The organism is Modicisalibacter sp. 'Wilcox' (assembly GCF_010993675.1).
GTDB classification, from domain to species: Bacteria; Pseudomonadota; Gammaproteobacteria; order Pseudomonadales; family Halomonadaceae; genus Modicisalibacter; species Modicisalibacter tunisiensis.
In genome coordinates, this window is record NZ_WNXF01000004.1 from 161,038 (window position 1) to 180,107 (window position 19,070).

Consider the following 19,070-nt stretch of genomic DNA (forward strand, 5'->3'; position numbering starts at 1 on the left):
TTCCTTTGCCACAGGAGTCATGTCATGCCGATCAACAACAATCTCAAGATGAAGGGCACGCTTTCTCTCGCCGCGCTGGGTGGCGCGATGGTGCTGATGGCCTCGCCGGCTCAGGCGGAACAATGGCGCGGCTGGAACATCCATCCGCCGGGCTACCCCAACAGCATCGCACTGGAGGACTTCGCCAAGGAGGTCGCCAAGAAGACCGATGGCCGCATCGAGCCCAAGGTCTACAACAATGCGGTGCTCGGTGATCAGCCCGATGCCATCGAGCAGACTCGCAACGGCGCCCTGGACTTCGCCAACTTCAACATGGGGCCGATGGGCCCGATCGTGAATGCCACCAACGTGCTCTCGCTGCCGTTCATCTTCAAGAGTCCGGACGACATGTATCGGATCATGGACGGCGAGATAGGCGACCGCTTCGCCGATGCCCTGGCCAAGAAGAACCTGATCGCGTTGTCCTGGTTCGGCTCCGGGGCTCGCAGCCTCTACAACACCGATCACCCGGTGAAGACGCCCGATGACGCCAAGGGGCTCAAGGTCCGCGTCATGAACAACGACCTGTACGTTCAGATGATCGACGAGCTCGGCGGGAATGCCACGCCCATGCCCTATGGCGACGTCTACCAGGCGCTCAAGACCGGGGTCATCGACGGTGCCGAGAACAACTACCCGTCGTACGAGTCCAGTGGTCACTATGAGGTGGCGAAGTACTACTCGCTGACCGAGCACCTGATCCTGCCCGAGTGTCTGTGTATCGCCAAGTCAAGCTGGGAGGATCTGTCTGCCGAAGACCAGAAGATGGTGCGTGAGGCTGCCGAGAATGCCGCCAAGGAGCAGCGCCAGCTGTGGCAGAAACGTGTCGAGAAGAGCAAGCAGAAGGTGCTCGATTCCGGCGTGACGATCAACAAGGTGAATGACAAGTCGGCGTTCCAGGCCAGGATGCAGCCGATCTACGACGAATTCATCAAGCAGAATCCGGATCTGGAATCGCTGGTGACGGACATTCAAGCTGCACAGAAATGATCTGTTAGTCCCACGAAGCGCCCCGGGCACGACCTGACTCGGGGTGCCTTGAGAGGATTGGATATCGTGAGCTCCTACTCCGACCAATTGAGTGACCAGAGCGAGGCATCGTCTGCGCCACAATCAGCATTCGACAATCTCCTGGATGGCATCGCCCACCTGTGCATCATCGTCTCGGGCGTGCTGCTGGTTTTCTTGATCATTACCTTCGGCTGGCTGGTTTTCGGCCGCTACGTTCTCAACGACACGCCGACATGGGTGGAGCAGTCCTCGCTGTTGATCGTCGTCTATGTCACCTGCCTGGGGGCGGCCGCCGGGGTGCGCAAGAATACCCACCTGAGCATCGATTTCGTCCGTGAAGGACTGCCGGCGTTGCCGCGTGACATCATGCGCTATGTCGCGGATCTCTTCGTGATCAGCTTCGGTGGTTTCATGGCCTGGCAGGGCGGGATCCTGGTCATGGACAACATCGGACGCCCGATCCCCATGATCGGCCTGTCCGAGAGCTGGCGTGCGGCACCGCTGGCGATCTGCGGGGCCCTGATGGTGCTTTTTTCCGGCACCAGTATCGTCCAGCGTCTCATGCAGCACGGGAGGAAGTGACATCATGGGCCTGATGATTCTTTTCGGCGTGTTCTTTCTGGGGTTGATCGTCGGTGCGCCGGTGGCCTTTGCCGTGGGGCTGGCGGCGGTCGTCACCTTCATCCATGAAGGGCTGCCCCTGTTCGTCGGCTTTCAGCGCATTCTTTCGGGAATCTCGGTCTTCTCGCTGCTGGCGATTCCCTTCTTCATCTTCGCCGGGGAGCTGATGCTGCATGGCGGCATCTCCACGCGCCTGGTGCGCCTGGCATCGGCCGCGGTGGGGCGAGTCCGCGGCGGGCTTGGCCTGGTCAACGTCACCTCCTCGATGCTGTTCGGCGGCATTTCCGGCTCGGCGGTCGCCGATACCTCGGCGCTGGGCTCGATCCTGATCCCGGTCATGAAGGAAAAAGGCTATGACGGGGACTATGCGGTCAACGTGACGGTCACCTCGTCCATCGCCGGCGTGGTGATCCCGCCCAGCCACAACATGATTCTCTATGCGGTGGCGGCCGGGGGTGGCATCTCGGTGACCAAGCTGTTCATCGCGGGCATCGTGCCGGGGGTGCTGATGTGCCTGGCCCTGGCGGTGGCGGCCTACGTGGTGGCGGTCAAGCGGGGGTATGCCGGGGAAGCGTTCCCGGGCTGGCGGGCGCTGATCATCAGCTTCGCGGCGGCGCTGCCGGGCCTGCTCACCGCCGTGATCATCGTCGGCGGCGTGCTCTCGGGCATTCTCACGGTGACCGAGTCCGGGGCCTTCGGCGCGATCTACGCCATCGTGATTACCGGCCTGGTCTACCGGGAACTGCGCTGGGAACCGTTCAAGCAGGCGGTCTATCAGTCGGTGCGCACGACGTCGCTGGTGATGATCCTGGTGGGCTGTGCCTCGGCGTTTTCCTATCTGCTGGCGCTGTACAGCGTGCCCGAGTTGCTCAGCGATGCACTGCTGAAGATCTCCGACAATCCCTACGTGATCCTGCTGCTGCTCAACCTGCTGCTGCTGGGGCTGGGCATGATCATGGACATGGCGGCGCTGATCCTGATCTGCACGCCGATCTTCCTGCCGGTCGCCGAGCAGTTCGGCATGGACCCCATTCAGTTCGGGATCATCATGATGATCAACCTGGGGCTGGGGTTGTGCACGCCGCCGGTCGGCTCCTGCCTGTTCGTCGGCAGCGTGATCGGCAAGGTCAAGATCGAGCATGCGGTCAAGACGATCTGGCCGTTCTACCTGGCGCTGTTCGCCGTGCTGATGCTGGTGACCTATATCCCGGCGATCTCCCTGACGCTACCCGGCATGCTGGGCTGACCGACAACTCATGACCAGGAATTCGAGTGCCATGAAAATTGCCGCCGTAAATACGCATATTCTCGACTACAAGCTCGATCAGGCCTTCGAGAGCGCCTCGATGCGCTTCGAGCGGCGCCAGCACTGTCTCGTCGAGATCGTCTGCGAGGATGGAACCGTCGGCTGGGGCGAGTGCCTGGGCCCGGCGACGATCAACGCCGTGATCGTCCGGGCCTACGCGGCCGGTCTGATCGGCAGCAACCCGCTGGAGACCGAGAAACGCTGGCTCGAACTCTACAACCGGCTGCGCGACCAGGGGCAGCGCGGCGTGACGATGACCGCGCTGAGCGGCATCGACATCGCCCTGTGGGACATCAAGGGCAAGCACTACGGCGCGTCGGTCTCGGAGCTGCTGGGCGGACGCTTTCGTGACCGCGTGCGGGCCTACGCCACCGGCTCGTTTCGCCGCGACGGCGTCGACCGGGTGCAGGACGTCGCCGAGGAGGTCGCCGGCTACGTCCGGGAAGGCTTTCACGGCGTCAAGATCAAGATCGGTTTCGGCGTCGAGGAAGACATGGCGGTCATCGCCGCCGCCCGCAAGGCGATCGGTCCCGAGTGCCGTCTGATGATCGATGCCAATCACGGCTACGACCTGCTCGAGGCGCTGGAGGTGGGGCGACGGGCGGCCGAGCTCGGCGTCGACTGGTTCGAGGAGCCGGTGCTGCCCGAGCAGATCGACACCTACCGTGCCGTGCGCCAGGGGCAGCCGGTCCCGGTGGCCAGCGGCGAGAACTGGCATGGCCGCTATGCCATGCAGGAGCCGCTGGCATCACGGGCGGTCGATATCATCCAGCCGGATGTCTGTGGCGTCGGCGGGTTTTCCGAGAGCCGGCGTGTCGTTGACATGGCCGCCATGCACGGCGTGCGGCTGGTGCCGCATGTCTGGGGAACGGCGGTGGCCATCGCCGCGGGCCTCCAGTTCCTGGCGGCGCTGCCGCCCAACCCGCCGCGGCGCCGGCCCATCGAGCCGATTCTCGAGTTCGATCGCACCCGCAACCCCTTCCGTCAGGCGGTGGTGACCTCGCCCCTCGAGCATGTCGAGGGCGTGGTCACGATCCCCGACGGCCCGGGGCTGGGCATCGAGATCAACCACGATGCGCTGCGTCGGTACGCGCTGAAGGAGGCCTGACGGTGATCGCGATTCCCGCCAATACCCGGCCCCTGGACGGGCCGCCACCCCGGCTGACGGCGCCGGCCGGGGCGACCGACTGCCACATTCATCTCTATCCGCCGGGCTTTCCCTCCCGGCCCGGCGGGCCCGCCATCGCCGAGCTGGGCACCGTCGAGGACTATCGTCGGGTCCAGCAGCGCCTGGGACTCGAGCGGGTGGTGGTGACCCAGTCCAATGCCTATCAGCAGGACAACGGTGCCCTGCTGGCCTCGCTCGACCGGCTGGGCGAGACGGCTCGCGGCGTGGCGGCGGTCACGCCCGAGACTCCGTCGACCCAGCTGCGTGACTGGCACGACCGGGGAGTGCGCGGGGCGCGGATCATGAACCTGCCCGGCGGCGCCGTCACCCATGCCGACATGCCCGCCGTCGAGCGGCGTATCCGGCCCTTCGGCTGGCACCTGATGGTGCAGTTCAACGGCCGTCACCTGGATACCTACCGGGACGGCCTCGAGCGTCTCGAGGGCGACTACATCATTGATCATGTCGGCAAGTTCATGCCACCGGTACCCGCCGACGACGACCGCGTCGACGCCATCGTTCGGCTGCTGGATCGCGGCAATGCCTGGTTCAAGATCTGCGGCGGCTACGAGGTGAGCGTCACCGGCGGGCCCGACTACGCGGATGTGGGCGCCATTGCCCGCCGGATCATTCGCCACGCGCCGGAGCGGGTGATCTGGGGCAGCAACTGGCCGCATGTCGGAGTACCCCGCGCCGAGTATCCCGATGATGCCGAACAGCTGGACATACTGCTGGACTGGGCCGATGCCGAGGCTCGGCAGCGGATCCTGGTCGACAATCCGGCGGCCCTGTACGGCTTCGAATGATCCGTCGGTCGGTGGGTACCGGCCGCTTTCCTGACCGAGTTGCAAGGAGGAAACATGCTCGAGCGAATTCTTGTCACGGGGGCCGCCGGCGGCGTCGGCAAGGCCATCCGTCCGCACCTGCATCGCCTGGCGAGGCGGGTGCGGGTCTCCGACATCGTCGAGGTGGACCCCCTCGGCGAGCACGAGGAGGCCGTGGCCTGCGATCTGGCCGAGGCGTCGGCCGTGCGCTCGCTGGTCGAGGGCTGCGAGGCGGTCGTGCACCTGGGCGGAATGTCCGTCGAGAAGCCCTGGGCGAACATCCTGCAGGCCAACATCGTCGGCACGTACAACCTCTACGAGGCGGCTCGTCATGCCGGCCGGCCCCGCATCGTGTTCGCCAGCTCCAACCACGCTATCGGCTTCTACCCGCGCACGCAGACCCTCGACACCGAGGTGCCGCACCGGCCCGATTCACTGTATGGCGTTTCCAAGTGCTTCGGCGAGGATCTGGCCAGCCTGTATTTCGACAAGTTCGGGGTCGAGACGCTGAGCGTGCGCATCGGTTCCTGTTTCCCCGAACCCGCGGATACGCGGATGATGGCCACCTGGATGAGTGTCGATGACTTCGTGGCCCTGCTGCAGCGCGCCTTCTGCACGCCGAAGCTGGGCAATACGGTGATCTACGGGGTCTCGGACAACAGCGAGACGTGGTGGGACAACCGCAAGTCGAGCTTCCTCGGCTGGCGCCCTCGGGACAGCTCTGAGCCCTGGCGCGCGCAGGTCGAGGCCCGGGACACCGGCCTGGACCCGCAGGACCCGGTCGTTGTCTACCAGGGCGGCAAGTTCGCCGCGGCGGGGCATCCCGATGATGCCTGAAGCAACCGGGTGGCGGGTCAGGGGAGCCCCGGAAGACCGGGTGATGGACAACGGCAGCGGTGCCTGACATGCGATACTGGGGCGTCGGATCTGGGCAACCGGGGGACAGCGTTCCCGGCCGGGTCGGGCAGAGCAGATGACAGGGGTTGGAATCCGGTACAGGCAATGGAACAAGCAATGAATCAGCTCGGTGTCTCACGTGTCTCGCAGTCGGGCAGCCTTTCGGGCCAGGTCTCGAAGCAGCTGGAGCAGCTGATCCGCGAGCAGCGCATCGCCGTCGGCGACAAGCTGCCGCCAGAGAATGCCCTGTGCGAGATGTTCGGGGTCAGCCGCACCGTGGTCCGCGAGGCGATCACGCATCTCAAGTCGCTGGGGCTGGTCGAGACGCGGCGCGGCATCGGCACCCGGGTGCTGCGTGCGACGCCGCTCGAGGCGTTGCCGGCCAAGCGCATCAGCTTGACCACCGTCGAGGACATCCTGCATATCCTGGAACTGCGCCTGACGCTGGAACCCGAGGCGGCGGCCCTGGCGGCGGCCCGTCACGATGCCGAGGATCGCCGTCGCCTCGAGGTGGCGCATCAGGCTTTCGTGACGGCATGCCGGGACAACTCCCAGGCACGCGAGGAAGACTTCGTGTTTCATTTCGCGATCGCCCGCGCCACGCACAATCCGGCCTTCGCCACCTTCTACGAGCAGTTCGACCAGGGGGCGATTCCCCGGGCCAAGCTGCTGGACGTCGAGCTGGATGTCGAGGCCACGCGACGCTATCTCGAGCGAGTCGGCGAGGAGCACGCCGAGATTCTCGACGCGATCCTCGCGCGGCGGGTCGAGGCAGCCCGCGAGGCCATGCGCTATCACCTGACGCGGGCTCGCGACAACTACGCCTCCTATCGCCAATGACCTTCATTTTTCACCGACACGGGAGAGGCTCATGACCCTGGAAGGCAAGCAACTCATCGGCCAGCAGGCGGTGCGCGGCACCCGCGGCGAGGCGTTCGATGACGCCGATGACGACGGCGTCCGGTGACGGGGCCCGCGCGACTGACGTCGCTGCCACGGCCAGGCACCGGATGAACAGCCCGCCGAGACAGCACCGCTGGCGCATGAACCCGACGGGACGGCTTCGGCCGTCCCGTCGCTGTTCCGGGGGCGCGTCGCCGGCTTCAGTCCCGGGGAGGGCGTACCAGAAACACCGAAGCCCGGGTATGGGTGGCGACCTTGCCGCCGTGGGAGGGGATCACCACATCCAGATGCTTCGGCGGGTGCGTCGGCATGATCACCAGGTCGGCCCCGGATTCGTCGATGGCGTCGATCAGCCGGTCGTCCAGGTCGGCGATGGGGTCCGGGCAGATGATGAGGCGCGTGCTGACCGGCTGGCCATGCACCTCGGCGCGCTCCTGCGCGAAGGCGTCGAGTTTCTGCTGATGCTCCTCGGGGGTGCGCGCCACGGCCCCCGGGGTGTTGGCGGCGACCGCCACGTAACAGACTTCCGCATCGTAGAACTTGGCCTGGTCGGCGACCACCTGCAGCGAGGGCTCGATCACGTCGAAATGGGCGAGATCCACTGGCACCAGGATCTTCTTGAACATGCCTGTGCTCCTTGCGGCTTGCGAGAGTATCCACCAATGACACTCCCAGTGTGGCTGCTGGATGCGAAATCGGGCAATGGCCTTTTCAACGCAATCCGGTGGCCGGGCCGGGCTCAGATCAGGCCGGCGGCCTTGAGCAGGAAGACGCCCGCGCTGATGGTGAACAGCGACGCCAGGGTGGTGATGACGATGACGTTGGCGGCGAGCTGGGCGTTGCCGTTCACCGCCTTGGCCATCACGAAGCTGGCGGCGGCGCCGGGGCTGCCCAGGAACAGGAACAGGATGCCCAGTTCGGCGCCGCGGAAGCCCAGGGCCAGGGCGCCGAGCACCCCGAGCAGGGGGATCCACACGATCTTCCAGAGGCTGGCGTCCAGCGCCAGGCGGCTGCCGCGCTTGACCGACGTGAACGACAGGGTGCCGCCGATGCATATCAGGGCCAGGGGCAGCGACATGGCGCCGAAGTAGTCGCCGGAGGTCATCAGCCAGGAGGGCAGGTCGATGCCGAAATAGGCGAAGGGAATGGCCAGCAGGACGCTCAGGATCAACGGATTCCTGGCGATGTGCTTGAGGATCGAGCCGATCCCGGATTTCGCGCTGGCGCTGTAGTAGGCGAGGATCGCCGCCGCCAGCACGTTGTAGACGATGATGATGCCGCCGGCGAGGATGCCGCCCAGCGACAGGCCGTAGTCGCCGTACTGGCTGGCGGCGAGCGCCAGGCCGACGATGCCGCAGTTGCCGCGGAAGGCACCCTGGGCGAACACGCCGCGATCGGCGAACGGGCAGCGCAGGATGGCCCAGCCCCAGGCCAGGAAGAAGCTGAACGCCGAGAATCCCAGGAAATAGAGAATCACGTCCGGCTTGAAGGCGACATCCAGGTCGGCGCGGACGATACTCAAAAAGATCAGCGTCGGCATGGTGGCCTTGAACACTAGGGTCGAGGCGGTGGAGACGAACTGGGCGTCGATCCAGCCGATGCGCTTGAACAGCACGCCCAGGAAGACCATGGCGAAGACCGGCAGGGTGACATCGAGGGTGTGCAGGAAGACCCCGAGAAGATTCATCGAGCCGCCTCCTAGCGAACCAGCCAGAAGCCGACGATCAGGGCTGCCGTGACGGTGGCGATGAACAGGGTATTGCGCAGGCGAGTGGGGCGGGGGGCTCGGGGCACGATGCACTCCTGGGTGGATGCGAAAACGACGAGGGGCCGGCGCGTGCGCTGGCATGCCCATGATAAACCCGATAGCCTGCTAAACCCAGTCGACGCCCGTCACCAGCGCTTTCCAGCGGCGTGACGCGGCCTCGACGATCGTGTACTGCCGACTGAGAGAATGCCATGATCTGCGAGGAATTGAGTCTGGCCGACGGCCGCCTGGCGGCGTTGAGCTGGGGTCGCGACGGCGCGCCCGTGTGGCTGGCCCTGCATGGCTGGCTGGACAATGCGGCCAGTTTCACGCGGCTCGCCCCTCGCCTGGCCGAGGCCTTGGACATCCGGCTCGTCGCCCTCGACTTCTCCGGGCACGGCCACTCCCGCCATCACCCGGCGGGGAGCGACTATGCCATCTGGGACTACCTGCACGATGTGCTCGATGCCATGGCCGATCTGACGCTCGAGTCCGCCGTGCTGGTCGGGCATTCCATGGGGGCCGGGGTCGCCGGGCTGATGGCGGCGGCCCTGCCCGAGAAGGTCACGCGGCTGATCCTGCTCGATGGCCTGGGCACCCTGACCACGCCGGACGAGGCCACCGCCGACCAGTTGCGTCGCGGGCTGCTGGGGCATCGCCGGCCGCCCCGGGGCGTGCCCGCCTACGCCGGACTCGACGAGGCCGTGGCGGCACGGGTCGCCGGCGGCGTGACGCCCATCGATGCGGCGACGGCGCAGCCGCTGGTCGCGCGCAATCTGGCGCCGCTGACCGAGGGCGGCTATCGGCTGCGCACCGATTCACGGCTGATGCGCCCCTCGCTGGTGCGCTTCAGTCCCGGGCAGGCGCTGGGGCTGCTGGCGAGCATCGAGGCGCCGGTGCTGCTGATCGAGGGCGATCGCGGCATACTGGCGGAGCGGGCCTTCGCGCGCCGGGCGCGGGAGGCCGTGACGAGCCTGACACGGTGCGTGATGCCGGGCGGCCATCACCTGCACCTGGAGCCGGAGCGAGTCGATGCCGTCGCCGCGGCCATCATCGACTCGATCGTGGCGTCGCCCTGAGCAGCTGGCAGGAGGCGGTCATGAGCAAGCGTGTCGCACTGGTGCTGGGCAGCGGAGGCGCCCGGGGCTATGCGCATATCGGTGTCATCGACGAGCTGGAACGGCGCGGCTACGAGATCGTGGCCATCGCCGGCTGCTCGATGGGCGCGGTGATCGGTGGCGTCCATGCGGCCGGTCAGCTGGAGGGGTATCGGGAATGGGTCACTCAGCTGGACTACTTCGACGTGCTGCGCCTGGTGGACGTGACCTGGAGCCCGATGGGCGCGATGCGGGCCAGCAAGGTGATGGCCCGGCTCGGCGGCCTGATCGGCGAGCGCGAGATCGAGGACCTGCCGATTCCCTTCACCGCGGTGGCCACCGACCTGAAGCGTCAGCGCGAGGTCTGGTTCCAGACCGGCTCGCTGCTGCGGGCGATCCGTGCCTCCATGGCCGTGCCCGGCCTGATCACCCCCGTGCATCAGGGCGACCAGGTGCTGGTCGACGGCGGGCTGCTCAATCCGTTGCCGATCATTCCCACCGTGGCCTCGCACGCCGACCTGATCCTGGCGGTCAATGCCACGGCGCAGACCCACCAGCCCGTCTCGCTCGAGGAGCTGCTGCCCGACGACGAGGCGGCCGAGGAACGCGAGCGCGAGGCGCGGCTGGAGGCCGAGGGCCGGGGGCTCGGCGAGTGGTTCAACGGCGTGCGCGACCGGGCCCAGAAGATGTTCGGCAACGGCAATGGCAGCGAAGCGAGCTGGGACGAGGAGAAGGCGCCGCCGGGACGCGACAGCGTGCGGGCCTGGGGCAAGCTCGATATCATGCTCACCTCCTTCGAGATCACCCAGGCGGCGCTGGCCAAGTACAAGGTGGCCGGCTACCCGCCGGACGTGCTGGTGGAGATTCCCAAGACGGTCTGCGGCGCCTACGAGTTTCATCGTGCCAATGCGCTGATCTGTCTGGGGCGGCATCTGGCTGCCCAGGCGCTGGATCGCTACGAACGCCCCGGCTACGGACATGCCCAGGGCGGGCAGGTGATGGTCAGCGAGCCGCCCACCGGTAAGCCGGCCAACTGACGGCGATCACTCGCCGCCGCGGCGGCGCAGCAGGACATAGGCCGCGCCGGTGCCGCCGTCGGCATCGGTGGCCGAGCAGAATGCCAGCACGCTCGGCCACTCGCGCAGCCAGGCGTTGACGTGGCTCTTGATCACCGGGTAGTCGGCCATGCCGGTCCAGGCCTTGCCGTGGACCACCAGCACGCAGCGCTGCCGCTGATGGCGGGCATCGTGGAGGAACTGCTCGAGCTGTGCCCGGGCCTCCTCGAGCGTGTAGCCGTGCAGGTCGAGGCCGGCTTCCCAGGCGATGCGGCCGCGTTTCAGGGCACTGTGGGTGCGGTAGGGCAGGTCGGGCACGGCGAAGTCGAGCGGCGTGCTGGGGCGCAGCGGCTCCACGCGCCCGTCGCTGGTGCGGCTGTGGCCGGCATCGGTCGCGGCGGAGACGGCGGCATCGCGGCGCGCGGCCAGCCGTTGCGGATCGTCGCGACGCGGCGTGCCGGGGTCGGCGCGATCGCTGAACAGGCGCTGGACACCGGCCTCCTGCAGGGCCTGGCGAAACAGCGATACCTCTTCATCTGGCGTGCCGCGTCGACGGCTCATGCGACCCTCTCTTTCCAGCCGGGGGAACGGTTGCTCGAACGGCGCTCCAGTATAGCGGCTGACACGCGACTGTGAAGCGCGCCGGCGGCCGGTTACAATCGCCGTTCACTCTTGGCACCCCGACAGGTTCTATTCCGTGGCTGTTTCCCCGCTCCCCGCCGCTTCCACCCTGACGCTGGACGACCAGCGCCTGGCCGACCAGCTGCTGACCCTGCGCGACTGCCTGCGCTGGGCGACCAGCGAGTTTCATGTCGGCCGGCTGCATTTCGGTCATGGCACGGCCAGTGCCTGGGACGAGGCGGTGGCGCTGGTGCTGGGGGCGCTGCACCTGCCCTGGGATGTCGATCCCGCGGTCCTCGACGCCCGGCTGCTGGACGTGGAGCGGGCGCGGATCGTGGCGCTGGTGCGTTCGCGCATCGAGACCCGCACGCCCTTGCCCTACCTGCTGGGCGAGGCGTTCTTCGCCGGCTACCCCTTCACGGTGGACGAGCGCGTGCTGATTCCGCGCTCGCCGATCGCCGAGCTGATCGAGCACGACTTCGCGGCCTGGTTCCCCGAGCAGCCGCCGGCACGGGTGCTGGATCTGTGCACCGGGTCGGGCTGCATCGGCATCGCCACCGCGCTGCACCTGCCGACCGCCGAGGTCGACCTGGCCGACATCAGCCCCGAGGCGCTGGCCGTGGCCAAGGTCAACATCACCCGTCACGACGTGGGCGCGCGGGTGCGCGCCGTGGCCTCGGACCTGTTCGAGGGCCTGGCCGGGCAGCGCTACGACCTGATCGTCGCCAACCCGCCCTATGTGGATGCCCGCGATCTGGCCACCATGCCCGCCGAGTTCCGGCATGAACCCGCCCTGGCGCTGGGCGCCGGCGCGGACGGCCTGGATATCGTGCGTCGCCTGCTGCGTGAGGCGCGCGACTATCTCACCGACGAGGGCGTGCTGATCGTCGAGGTGGGCAACTCCGATGCGCACCTCGAGGCCGCCTATCCCGAGGTGCCGTTTCTGTGGCTGGAGTTCGAGCGGGGCGGGCACGGCGTGTTCGCGCTGACCGCCCGGGAACTCGACGACCACGCCGCCTGTTTCGTCTGATCGATTGCGAGGAACGCTGAATGTCCGGCAACACCTACGGCAAGCTGTTTACCGTCACCACCTTCGGCGAAAGCCACGGCCCGGCGCTGGGCGCGATCGTCGACGGCTGCCCGCCGGGCCTGCCCCTCAGCGAGGCCGACCTGCAGCGCGACCTCGATCGCCGGCGGCCGGGCACGTCGCGCCATACCACCCAGCGTCGCGAGCCGGATCAGGTGCGCATCCTCTCCGGGGTCTTCGACGGCGAGACCACCGGCACGGCGATCGGCCTGCTGATCGAGAACACCGACCAGCGTTCCAGGGACTACTCCGAGATCAAGGATCGCTTTCGCCCGGCCCACGCCGACTACACCTACCATCACAAGTACGGCCGGCGCGACTACCGGGGCGGTGGCCGCTCCAGCGCCCGCGAGACGGCGATGCGCGTCGCCGCCGGGGCCATCGCCAGGAAGTACCTGGCCAGCCGGGGGATCGTGGTGCGTGGCTACATGAGCCAGCTCGGCCCCATCACCCTCGACTTCAAGAGCTGGGAGGCCGTCGACGACAACGCCTTCTTCTGCCCGGACCCGGAACGGGTGCCCGAGCTCGAGGCCTTCATGGACCAGCTGCGTCGTGACCAGGACTCGGTGGGCGCGCGGATCAGCGTGGTCGCCGAAGGGGTGCCGGTGGGGCTCGGCGAGCCGGTGTTCGATCGCCTGGACGCGGAGCTGGCCCACGGGTTGATGAGCATCAACGCCGTCAAGGGTGTCGAGTTCGGCGACGGCTTCGCCTCGGTCAGCCAGCGCGGCAGCGAGCATCGCGACGAGATGACTCCCGGGGGCTTTCTCTCCAACCACGCCGGCGGGGTGCTGGGCGGCATCAGCTCGGGGCAGACGCTGATCGCTCATCTCGCCCTCAAGCCCACCTCGAGCATCACCGTGCCCGGCCACTCGATCGATGTCGACGGCAATCCCGTCGAGGTGGTCACCAAGGGGCGCCACGATCCCTGTGTGGGGATTCGCGCCACGCCGATCGCCGAGGCGATGATGGCTCTGACGCTGATGGATCACCTGCTGCGCCATCGGGCCCAGAACCTGGATGTCGAGGTCGCCACCCCCCGCCTGCGCTGAACGATGGCCGGACCCGGTCGCGCGACCGGGTCCGCTCCCGACCCTCTTCCCGTCATACGCCATTCGGTCGCGCGCCAACCGCCGTGGCGAGCCTGCTACACTCAGGGCAATCCGAAGCGACCGAGTCATGCCATGAAAATCAATGTCGAATTCGACCTGACTCCCGCCGAGTTTCGCCAGGCGCTGGGGCTGCCCGATGTCGATGCCTTTCAGCGCGAGATGCTCGCGCGCATTCAGGAGCAGATGGAAGCCGGGGTCGATGGCTACGATCCCTGGAGCCTGATGCAGCCCTTCTTCCAGCAGGGGGTGACTCAGGGGATGAGCCATTTCGGCAACTACCAGCAGATGATGCTCGACCTGCTGCGTCGCGCCGGCAGCGCGCGCCCCGAGTCCGCGGCGTCGTCGGGGGACGAGAGTGCCGCATCGTCCCGGGAGCCGTCCCGGGAGAAGGAAGGCAGCGCCCGGGCCACCTCGCGTCAGTCTCGCCGCCCCAAGGAGTGATCCGGCAAGCGGTTGCCGGACAGGGCGCGGTGCAGTATTTTTTTGCACTGCAGCAAAAGTGCGCTATTGTCATCTCCACGCCGTTTCCAAAGGGAGGAATGCGTGATGCCACAGGATCCGATGTTCGATGCCTTCACCGACCAGACACAACGTCTGTTCGAGCCCATGCGCAAGCTCAACGGGCTGATGCTGAACAACCTGGAAAAGCTGACCCAGCAGCAGCTCGAGTCCATGAAGCGCTATACCCAGATGGGCACCGAGCGCATGCGGGCGGCGGCGGACGTGCAGAACGCCGACGACATGCGTGACTTCGCCGCGCGTCAGGCCGAACTGATGAACGAGCTGTCCCGGCAGATGATCGAGGACGCCCGGGCGATGACCGAGCTGAGCCTGACGTTCCGCTCGCAGCTCGAGTCCGCCTTCGGCGAACTCTCCGCGGCGGCCACGGAAGCCGCAGACCAGGCCACGCAGACCGCCGAGAAGGCGGCAGGCCAGGCCACCCAGGCTGCCGAGAAGACGACAGGTCAGGCCGCCGGACAGTCGACGGGCGCCTCTGCGACAGCCGGCAAGGAGAAGGAAAAGGACAGTGCCCAGCCGGCCCGGTCCAGCAGTCAGGCCTCGCGCGGCAAGTCGAGCTGACCTGTCGGCGTACATGAAATGTCTTGCCCGGTCCGAGTGGAGCGGGTAGAGGAAGATGGCGACTCGGGTACCGCTCCTGGCGGTAGCCGGGTCGTCAGCGTGGGGTGAGGGTGTCGAAGGAGGGGCTATGACCTCGGAGTTGCCCAACGATCTGGATGTGTCCGTCGATCCGGAGCTGGCCGCACGGCTCGAGTCCATCGGCCAGGATTATCACAGTCTGCTGCAGGAGATGCTGACCCGGATCTGGCCGAGCGATGCAGCGGCCGCCGTGTACAGCGACATGCAGCGCAGCCTGCTGGCTGGTATCGAGGCGCTGGCGCTGCGCCCCGATGCGCTGCAGAGTACGCAACAGCAGTGGTTCCAGGACCAGCTGCGGCTCTGGCAGCAGGCCGTCGGCGACCTGAGCGGCGAACCGGGAGAGCCGGTGGTCGAGCCCGACGCCCGGGATCGCCGCTTCCGGGACGATGCCTGGCAGCGCGATCCCTACTATCGCCACGTCCTGCAGCAGTACCTGCTGTTCTCGCGCTATGTCGATCAGCTGCTGGCCGCCACCGATGACCTGCCCGAGTCGCGCCGGCAGAGCCTGAGCTTCTATGCCCGGCAGATCGTCAGCGCCCTGGCGCCGAGCAACTTCATCGCCACCAATCCCGAGGTGATGCGCCTGACCCAGGAGACCCGTGGCCAGAACCTGGCCGATGGGCTTTCCCGGCTGCGTGACGATCTGGCCAACTCGGCCGAGGGCGTCAACGTGGCGATGACCGATCGCGAGGCCTTCGAGGTGGGCGGCAATATCGCGGTCACGCCCGGCGAGGTGATCTACGAGAACGAGCTGATTCAGCTCATCCAGTACGCCCCCACCACCGAGCAGGTGTTCAAGACGCCGCTGCTGGTGATCCCGCCCTGGATCAACAAGTACTACATCCTCGATCTTCGTCAGGACAATTCGCTGATGAAGTGGCTGGTGGATCAGGGCCACACGGTGTTCCTGATCTCCTGGCGCAATCCCGGGCCCGAGCAGCGTGACCTGACCTGGGCCGACTACATGCAGTCGGGGCCGATCGCCGCCATGGGAGCGATTGAGCAGGCCTGCGGCGAGAAGTCGGTGAACCTGCTCAGCTACTGCGTGGGCGGTACCCTGGCCGCGACCACGCTGGCCTACCTGACCAGCACCCGGCGTGGCCGCAAGGTCCGCTCGGTAACCTACATGGCCACGCTGCAGGACTTCAGCGATCCCGGCGAGATCGGCGTGTTCATCAACGAGCCGGTTCTCGAGGGCATCGAGCGCCAGCTCGAGGCCGACGGTTATCTGGACGGCCGGGTGATGGCCTTCAGCTTCAACCTGCTGCGCGAGAATGACCTGTTCTGGTCCTTCTACGTCAACAACTACCTCAAGGGCGAGACACCCGCCGCCTTCGACCTGCTCTACTGGAACACCGACGGCACCAACCTGCCGGCGGCGACCCATGGCTGGTACCTGCGTCACATGTATCTGGACAACCGCCTGATCGAGCCCGGCGGCATCGAGCTCGACGGCGTCCGCATCGACCTGCGCAAGATCGCCACCCCCAGCTACTTCGTGTCGGCCCGCGACGACCACATCGCCAAGTGGACCTCCACCTACTACGGCACCCGGTATCCCAAGGGGCCGGTGACCTTCGTGCTCGGCGGATCCGGCCACATCGCCGGGATCGTCAACCCGCCGAGCAAGAACAAGTACGGCTACTGGACCAATGATTCCCTGCCGGACACGCCGGAGGAATGGTTCGCGGGGGCCACCCAGCACGAGGGATCCTGGTGGCCGCACTGGCAGGCCTGGATGATCGACAACAAGTACGCCGACCCCGAGCGCATGGTGGCGGCCCGTCTGCCCGGCGACGGCGAGCTCGCACCCATCGAGCCGGCGCCCGGGCGCTACGTGAGGCAGAGCATTCCCGAGGTGCTGGCCGAGCAGGGCGTCGACGACTGACGCCGAGGCCAGCGAGCACGCGACGCCCGCCCGTCACCGACGTCGGCGGGCGTCGTGCGTTCGGGCTTCGTCGAGCATGGCGATCATCGAGCGAGCCGCGTTGGACAGGGTGCGGCTCTTGTGAAACAGGTAGCCCAGCGGCCGCTCGATGGGGCGGTGCGGAATCGGCAGCACGTGCAGGTCACCGTCGATCATCGAGGCCGGCAGCACGCTCCAGCCCAGGCCGATGGCGACCATCATCTTCAGTGTTTCCAGATAGTTGGTCGACAGCGACACGCGGACCTGCAGCCCCTCGCGGGCAAAGGTATCGACGACGATGCCGCGGGTGAAGGTCAGCGGCCCCGGCAGCACGGCATCGTGGTCGGTGAGGGCATTCAGCGGCAGCGACGCGCTCCCGGCCAGGGGATGGTCCTTTCCGCAGACGAAGTGCAGGGTGTCGATCCATACCGGCACCACGGTCAGTCGCGGGTCGGGCGAGGGGGCCAGGGTCACCACGGCCAGCTCCAGCTCGCCATCCAGCACGCCCTGATAGGCCTGTTCCGAGTCCAGGAAGCGCAGATCCAGGCGCACCTCCGGGTGGGCCCGGGTGTAGGTCTTGAGCAGCGGCGGCAGGCGGTGCAGGCCGATATGGTGGCTGGTGGCCAGCGTCAGGCTGCCGCCGACATCGCCGGACAGGTTGGCCAGCGCCCGGCGGCTGTCATCGACCATCACCAGGATCTCGCGGGCCCGGGGCAGCAGCAGCCGGCCGGCCTCGGTCAGGGTGACGCGCCGCCCGATGCGGTCGAACAGCCGCGAGCCGACCTGGTCCTCGAGGGCGGCGATGCGCTTGCTGACCGCCGGCTGGGTGAGAAACAGCGCCTCGGCCGCCAGTGAGAAGGATTCCCGGTCGGCGACGGCGACGAAGGCCTGCAGGCTTTGCGTGTCCATGATGGCGCCTTCCTCCTATTCCCTTATGGAATCCGAAGAATAAATAACATGAATTGCTTTCATGCGGGCAACTTCTTAGTCTGTGAGCACAGACAAGGCAAGCCGACACGTCGCCCACGGGCGCGTCAGGCCCCGTGATGCAAGGCTCATCGAGCACGCTGGAGGAGTTTCATGGCAGGTCAGACCCTTTACGACAAATTGTGGTCGCAGCATCTGGTCAAGCAGCGCGACGACGGCAGCGCGCTGATCTACATCGACCGTCACCTGCTGCACGAGGTGACCTCGCCGCAGGCCTTCGAGGGGCTGCGCCTGGCCGGCCGCACCCCGTGGCGCCTCGACGCCAACCTGGCCACCCCGGACCACAACGTGCCGACCACCGTGCTCGAGCGTGCCGAGGGCAACGCCGGCATCAAGGACCCGGTGTCGCTGATCCAGGTCCAGACGCTCGATGACAACTGCGAGAGCTTCGGCATCGAGGAGTTCCGCATCAACGACGCCCGCCAGGGCATTGTCCACGTGGTCGGTCCCGAGCAGGGCGCCACGCTCCCCGGCATGACCGTGGTCTGCGGTGACTCGCACACCGCGACCCATGGCGCCTTCGCGGCGCTGGCCCACGGCATCGGCACTTCCGAGGTCGAGCACGTGCTGGCCACCCAGTGCCTGATCGCCCAGAAGATGAAGAACCTGCGCGTGCGCGTCGAGGGCGAGCTGGGCGACGGCGTCACCGCCAAGGACATCGTGCTGGCGGTGATCGGCCGCATCGGCACCGCCGGCGGTACCGGCTACGCCATCGAGTTTGCCGGCAGCGCGATCCGCGAGCTGTCGATGGAAGGCCGCATGACCATCTGCAACATGGCCATCGAGGCCGGCGCCCGCGTCGGCCTGGTGGGCGTCGATGACACCACCATCGAGTACCTGCGCGAGCGTCCCTACGCGCCCGGCGCCGACCTCTGGGACGCCGCGGTGGCCGACTGGCGCGAGCTGGTCTCCGACACCGATGCGGTGTTCGACAAGGAGGTGGTGCTCGACGCCGCCGAGATCGCCCCGCAGGTGACCTGGGGCACCAGCCCCGAGATGGTCGCGCCGGTGACCGGCGAGGTGCCCGATCCCGCCGCGCAAGACGATGAAACCGTGCGCGGCGGCATCACCCGGGCGCTTGAGTACATGGGCCTCGCGCCGCGCCAGAAGATCACCGATATCCGCCTCGACAAGGTGTTCATCGGCTCCTGCACCAACTCGCGCATCGAGGACCTGCGCGAGGCGGCCCGGGTAGCACGCGGCGGCAAGGTGGCCGACTCGGTCAAGCTGGCGATGGTGGTGCCGGGCTCGGGCCTGGTCAAGCGCCAGGCCGAGGCCGAGGGGCTCGACAAGGTCTTCATCGAGGCCGGCTTCGAATGGCGCGAGCCGGGCTGCTCGATGTGCCTGGCGATGAACGCCGACAAGCTGGAGCCGGGCGAGCACTGTGCCTCGACCTCGAACCGCAACTTCGAGGGGCGCCAGGGCTACGGCGGTCGCACGCACCTGGTCAGTCCGGCGATGGCCGCTGCCGCCGCCCTGGCCGGGCACTTCGTCGATGTCCGTGAATTCAACCGTCAGCCCGAGGAGGCCTGAG

Annotated in this window: 19 protein-coding genes; 15 read left to right on the forward strand and 4 right to left on the reverse strand. The window is 67.2% G+C overall.

Annotation, left to right across the window (positions count from 1 at the left end; all coding sequences use genetic code 11):
* Positions 1-24 precede the first annotated feature (24 nt).
* The 7 genes from G7A98_RS05450 to G7A98_RS05480 all read left to right on the forward strand — a co-directional run bounded on the left by G7A98_RS05450 (position 25) and on the right by G7A98_RS05480 (position 6,706).
* Positions 25-1,029 carry a TRAP transporter substrate-binding protein gene (locus tag G7A98_RS05450; protein WP_163648470.1) on the forward strand — a complete coding sequence of 335 codons (1,005 nt, stop codon included), beginning with the start codon at positions 25-27 and terminating at the stop codon, positions 1,027-1,029.
* A gap of 66 nt (positions 1,030-1,095) precedes the next feature.
* Positions 1,096-1,632 (forward strand): TRAP transporter small permease, encoded by a 537-nt coding sequence (locus tag G7A98_RS05455; protein WP_163648471.1) that lies wholly within the window; start codon positions 1,096-1,098, stop codon positions 1,630-1,632.
* 4 nt (positions 1,633-1,636) lie between these two features.
* A complete protein-coding gene (locus tag G7A98_RS05460; RefSeq protein ID WP_163648472.1) occupies positions 1,637-2,917 on the forward strand; it encodes a TRAP transporter large permease in 1,281 nt (426 codons plus the stop codon).
* Positions 2,918-2,948: 31 nt separating this feature from the next.
* A complete protein-coding gene (locus G7A98_RS05465; protein ID WP_163648473.1) occupies positions 2,949-4,085 on the forward strand; it encodes a mandelate racemase/muconate lactonizing enzyme family protein in 1,137 nt (378 codons plus the stop codon).
* A 2-nt stretch (positions 4,086-4,087) separates the two neighbouring features.
* A complete protein-coding gene (locus G7A98_RS05470; RefSeq protein WP_163648474.1) occupies positions 4,088-4,951 on the forward strand; it encodes an amidohydrolase family protein in 864 nt (287 codons plus the stop codon).
* A gap of 54 nt (positions 4,952-5,005) precedes the next feature.
* Complete coding sequence (locus G7A98_RS05475; RefSeq protein ID WP_163648475.1) at positions 5,006-5,806, forward strand: NAD(P)-dependent oxidoreductase; 801 nt, start codon at positions 5,006-5,008, stop codon at positions 5,804-5,806.
* A gap of 177 nt (positions 5,807-5,983) precedes the next feature.
* Positions 5,984-6,706, forward strand: a complete 723-nt coding sequence (locus G7A98_RS05480; protein ID WP_163648476.1) for a FadR/GntR family transcriptional regulator — start codon at positions 5,984-5,986, stop codon at positions 6,704-6,706.
* 263 nt (positions 6,707-6,969) lie between these two features.
* On the opposite strand, the gene G7A98_RS05485 is transcribed toward G7A98_RS05480, so the two are convergent.
* On the reverse strand, positions 6,970-7,395 hold the full coding sequence (locus tag G7A98_RS05485) for a universal stress protein (RefSeq protein WP_163648477.1): 426 nt from the start codon (positions 7,393-7,395) through the stop codon (positions 6,970-6,972).
* 113 nt (positions 7,396-7,508) lie between these two features.
* Entirely contained in the window at positions 7,509-8,456 is a 948-nt protein-coding gene (locus G7A98_RS05490) for an AEC family transporter (RefSeq protein ID WP_163648478.1), read from the reverse strand.
* A gap of 272 nt (positions 8,457-8,728) precedes the next feature.
* On the opposite strand from G7A98_RS05490, the gene G7A98_RS05495 reads away from it, so the two are divergent.
* A complete protein-coding gene (locus G7A98_RS05495) occupies positions 8,729-9,595 on the forward strand; it encodes an alpha/beta fold hydrolase (protein WP_163648479.1) in 867 nt (288 codons plus the stop codon).
* Between the two features lie 20 nt (positions 9,596-9,615).
* The gene (locus G7A98_RS05500; RefSeq protein WP_163648480.1) at positions 9,616-10,650 is read left to right on the forward strand and encodes a patatin-like phospholipase family protein; all 1,035 of its coding nucleotides are present in this window, start codon (positions 9,616-9,618) and stop codon (positions 10,648-10,650) included.
* A gap of 6 nt (positions 10,651-10,656) precedes the next feature.
* Here the strand turns inward: G7A98_RS05500 and G7A98_RS05505 are convergent, their stop codons facing one another.
* Positions 10,657-11,229 carry a Smr/MutS family protein gene (locus G7A98_RS05505; protein ID WP_163648481.1) on the reverse strand — a complete coding sequence of 191 codons (573 nt, stop codon included), beginning with the start codon at positions 11,227-11,229 and terminating at the stop codon, positions 10,657-10,659.
* Positions 11,230-11,365: 136 nt separating this feature from the next.
* On the opposite strand from G7A98_RS05505, the gene prmB reads away from it, so the two are divergent.
* From prmB to phaC, 5 genes are all read left to right on the forward strand, one after another.
* Positions 11,366-12,319: a 50S ribosomal protein L3 N(5)-glutamine methyltransferase gene (gene prmB, locus G7A98_RS05510; protein ID WP_163648482.1), complete on the forward strand. Its 954-nt coding sequence runs from the start codon at positions 11,366-11,368 to the stop codon at positions 12,317-12,319.
* A gap of 20 nt (positions 12,320-12,339) precedes the next feature.
* Entirely contained in the window at positions 12,340-13,425 is a 1,086-nt protein-coding gene (aroC, locus tag G7A98_RS05515; protein ID WP_163648483.1) for a chorismate synthase, read from the forward strand.
* A gap of 132 nt (positions 13,426-13,557) precedes the next feature.
* A complete protein-coding gene (locus tag G7A98_RS05520; RefSeq protein ID WP_163648484.1) occupies positions 13,558-13,926 on the forward strand; it encodes a hypothetical protein in 369 nt (122 codons plus the stop codon).
* A gap of 105 nt (positions 13,927-14,031) precedes the next feature.
* Positions 14,032-14,565: a phasin family protein gene (locus tag G7A98_RS05525; protein WP_163648485.1), complete on the forward strand. Its 534-nt coding sequence runs from the start codon at positions 14,032-14,034 to the stop codon at positions 14,563-14,565.
* 127 nt (positions 14,566-14,692) lie between these two features.
* Complete coding sequence (phaC, locus tag G7A98_RS05530) at positions 14,693-16,531, forward strand: class I poly(R)-hydroxyalkanoic acid synthase (protein ID WP_163648486.1); 1,839 nt, start codon at positions 14,693-14,695, stop codon at positions 16,529-16,531.
* Between the two features lie 33 nt (positions 16,532-16,564).
* On the opposite strand, the gene G7A98_RS05535 is transcribed toward phaC, so the two are convergent.
* Positions 16,565-17,458 (reverse strand): LysR family transcriptional regulator, encoded by an 894-nt coding sequence (locus G7A98_RS05535; RefSeq protein WP_163648487.1) that lies wholly within the window; start codon positions 17,456-17,458, stop codon positions 16,565-16,567.
* 171 nt (positions 17,459-17,629) lie between these two features.
* Here G7A98_RS05535 and leuC point away from each other — a divergent pair, with 171 nt between their 5' ends.
* Entirely contained in the window at positions 17,630-19,069 is a 1,440-nt protein-coding gene (leuC, locus tag G7A98_RS05540; protein ID WP_163648488.1) for a 3-isopropylmalate dehydratase large subunit, read from the forward strand.
* The last annotated feature ends 1 nt before the right edge of the window (position 19,070 follow it).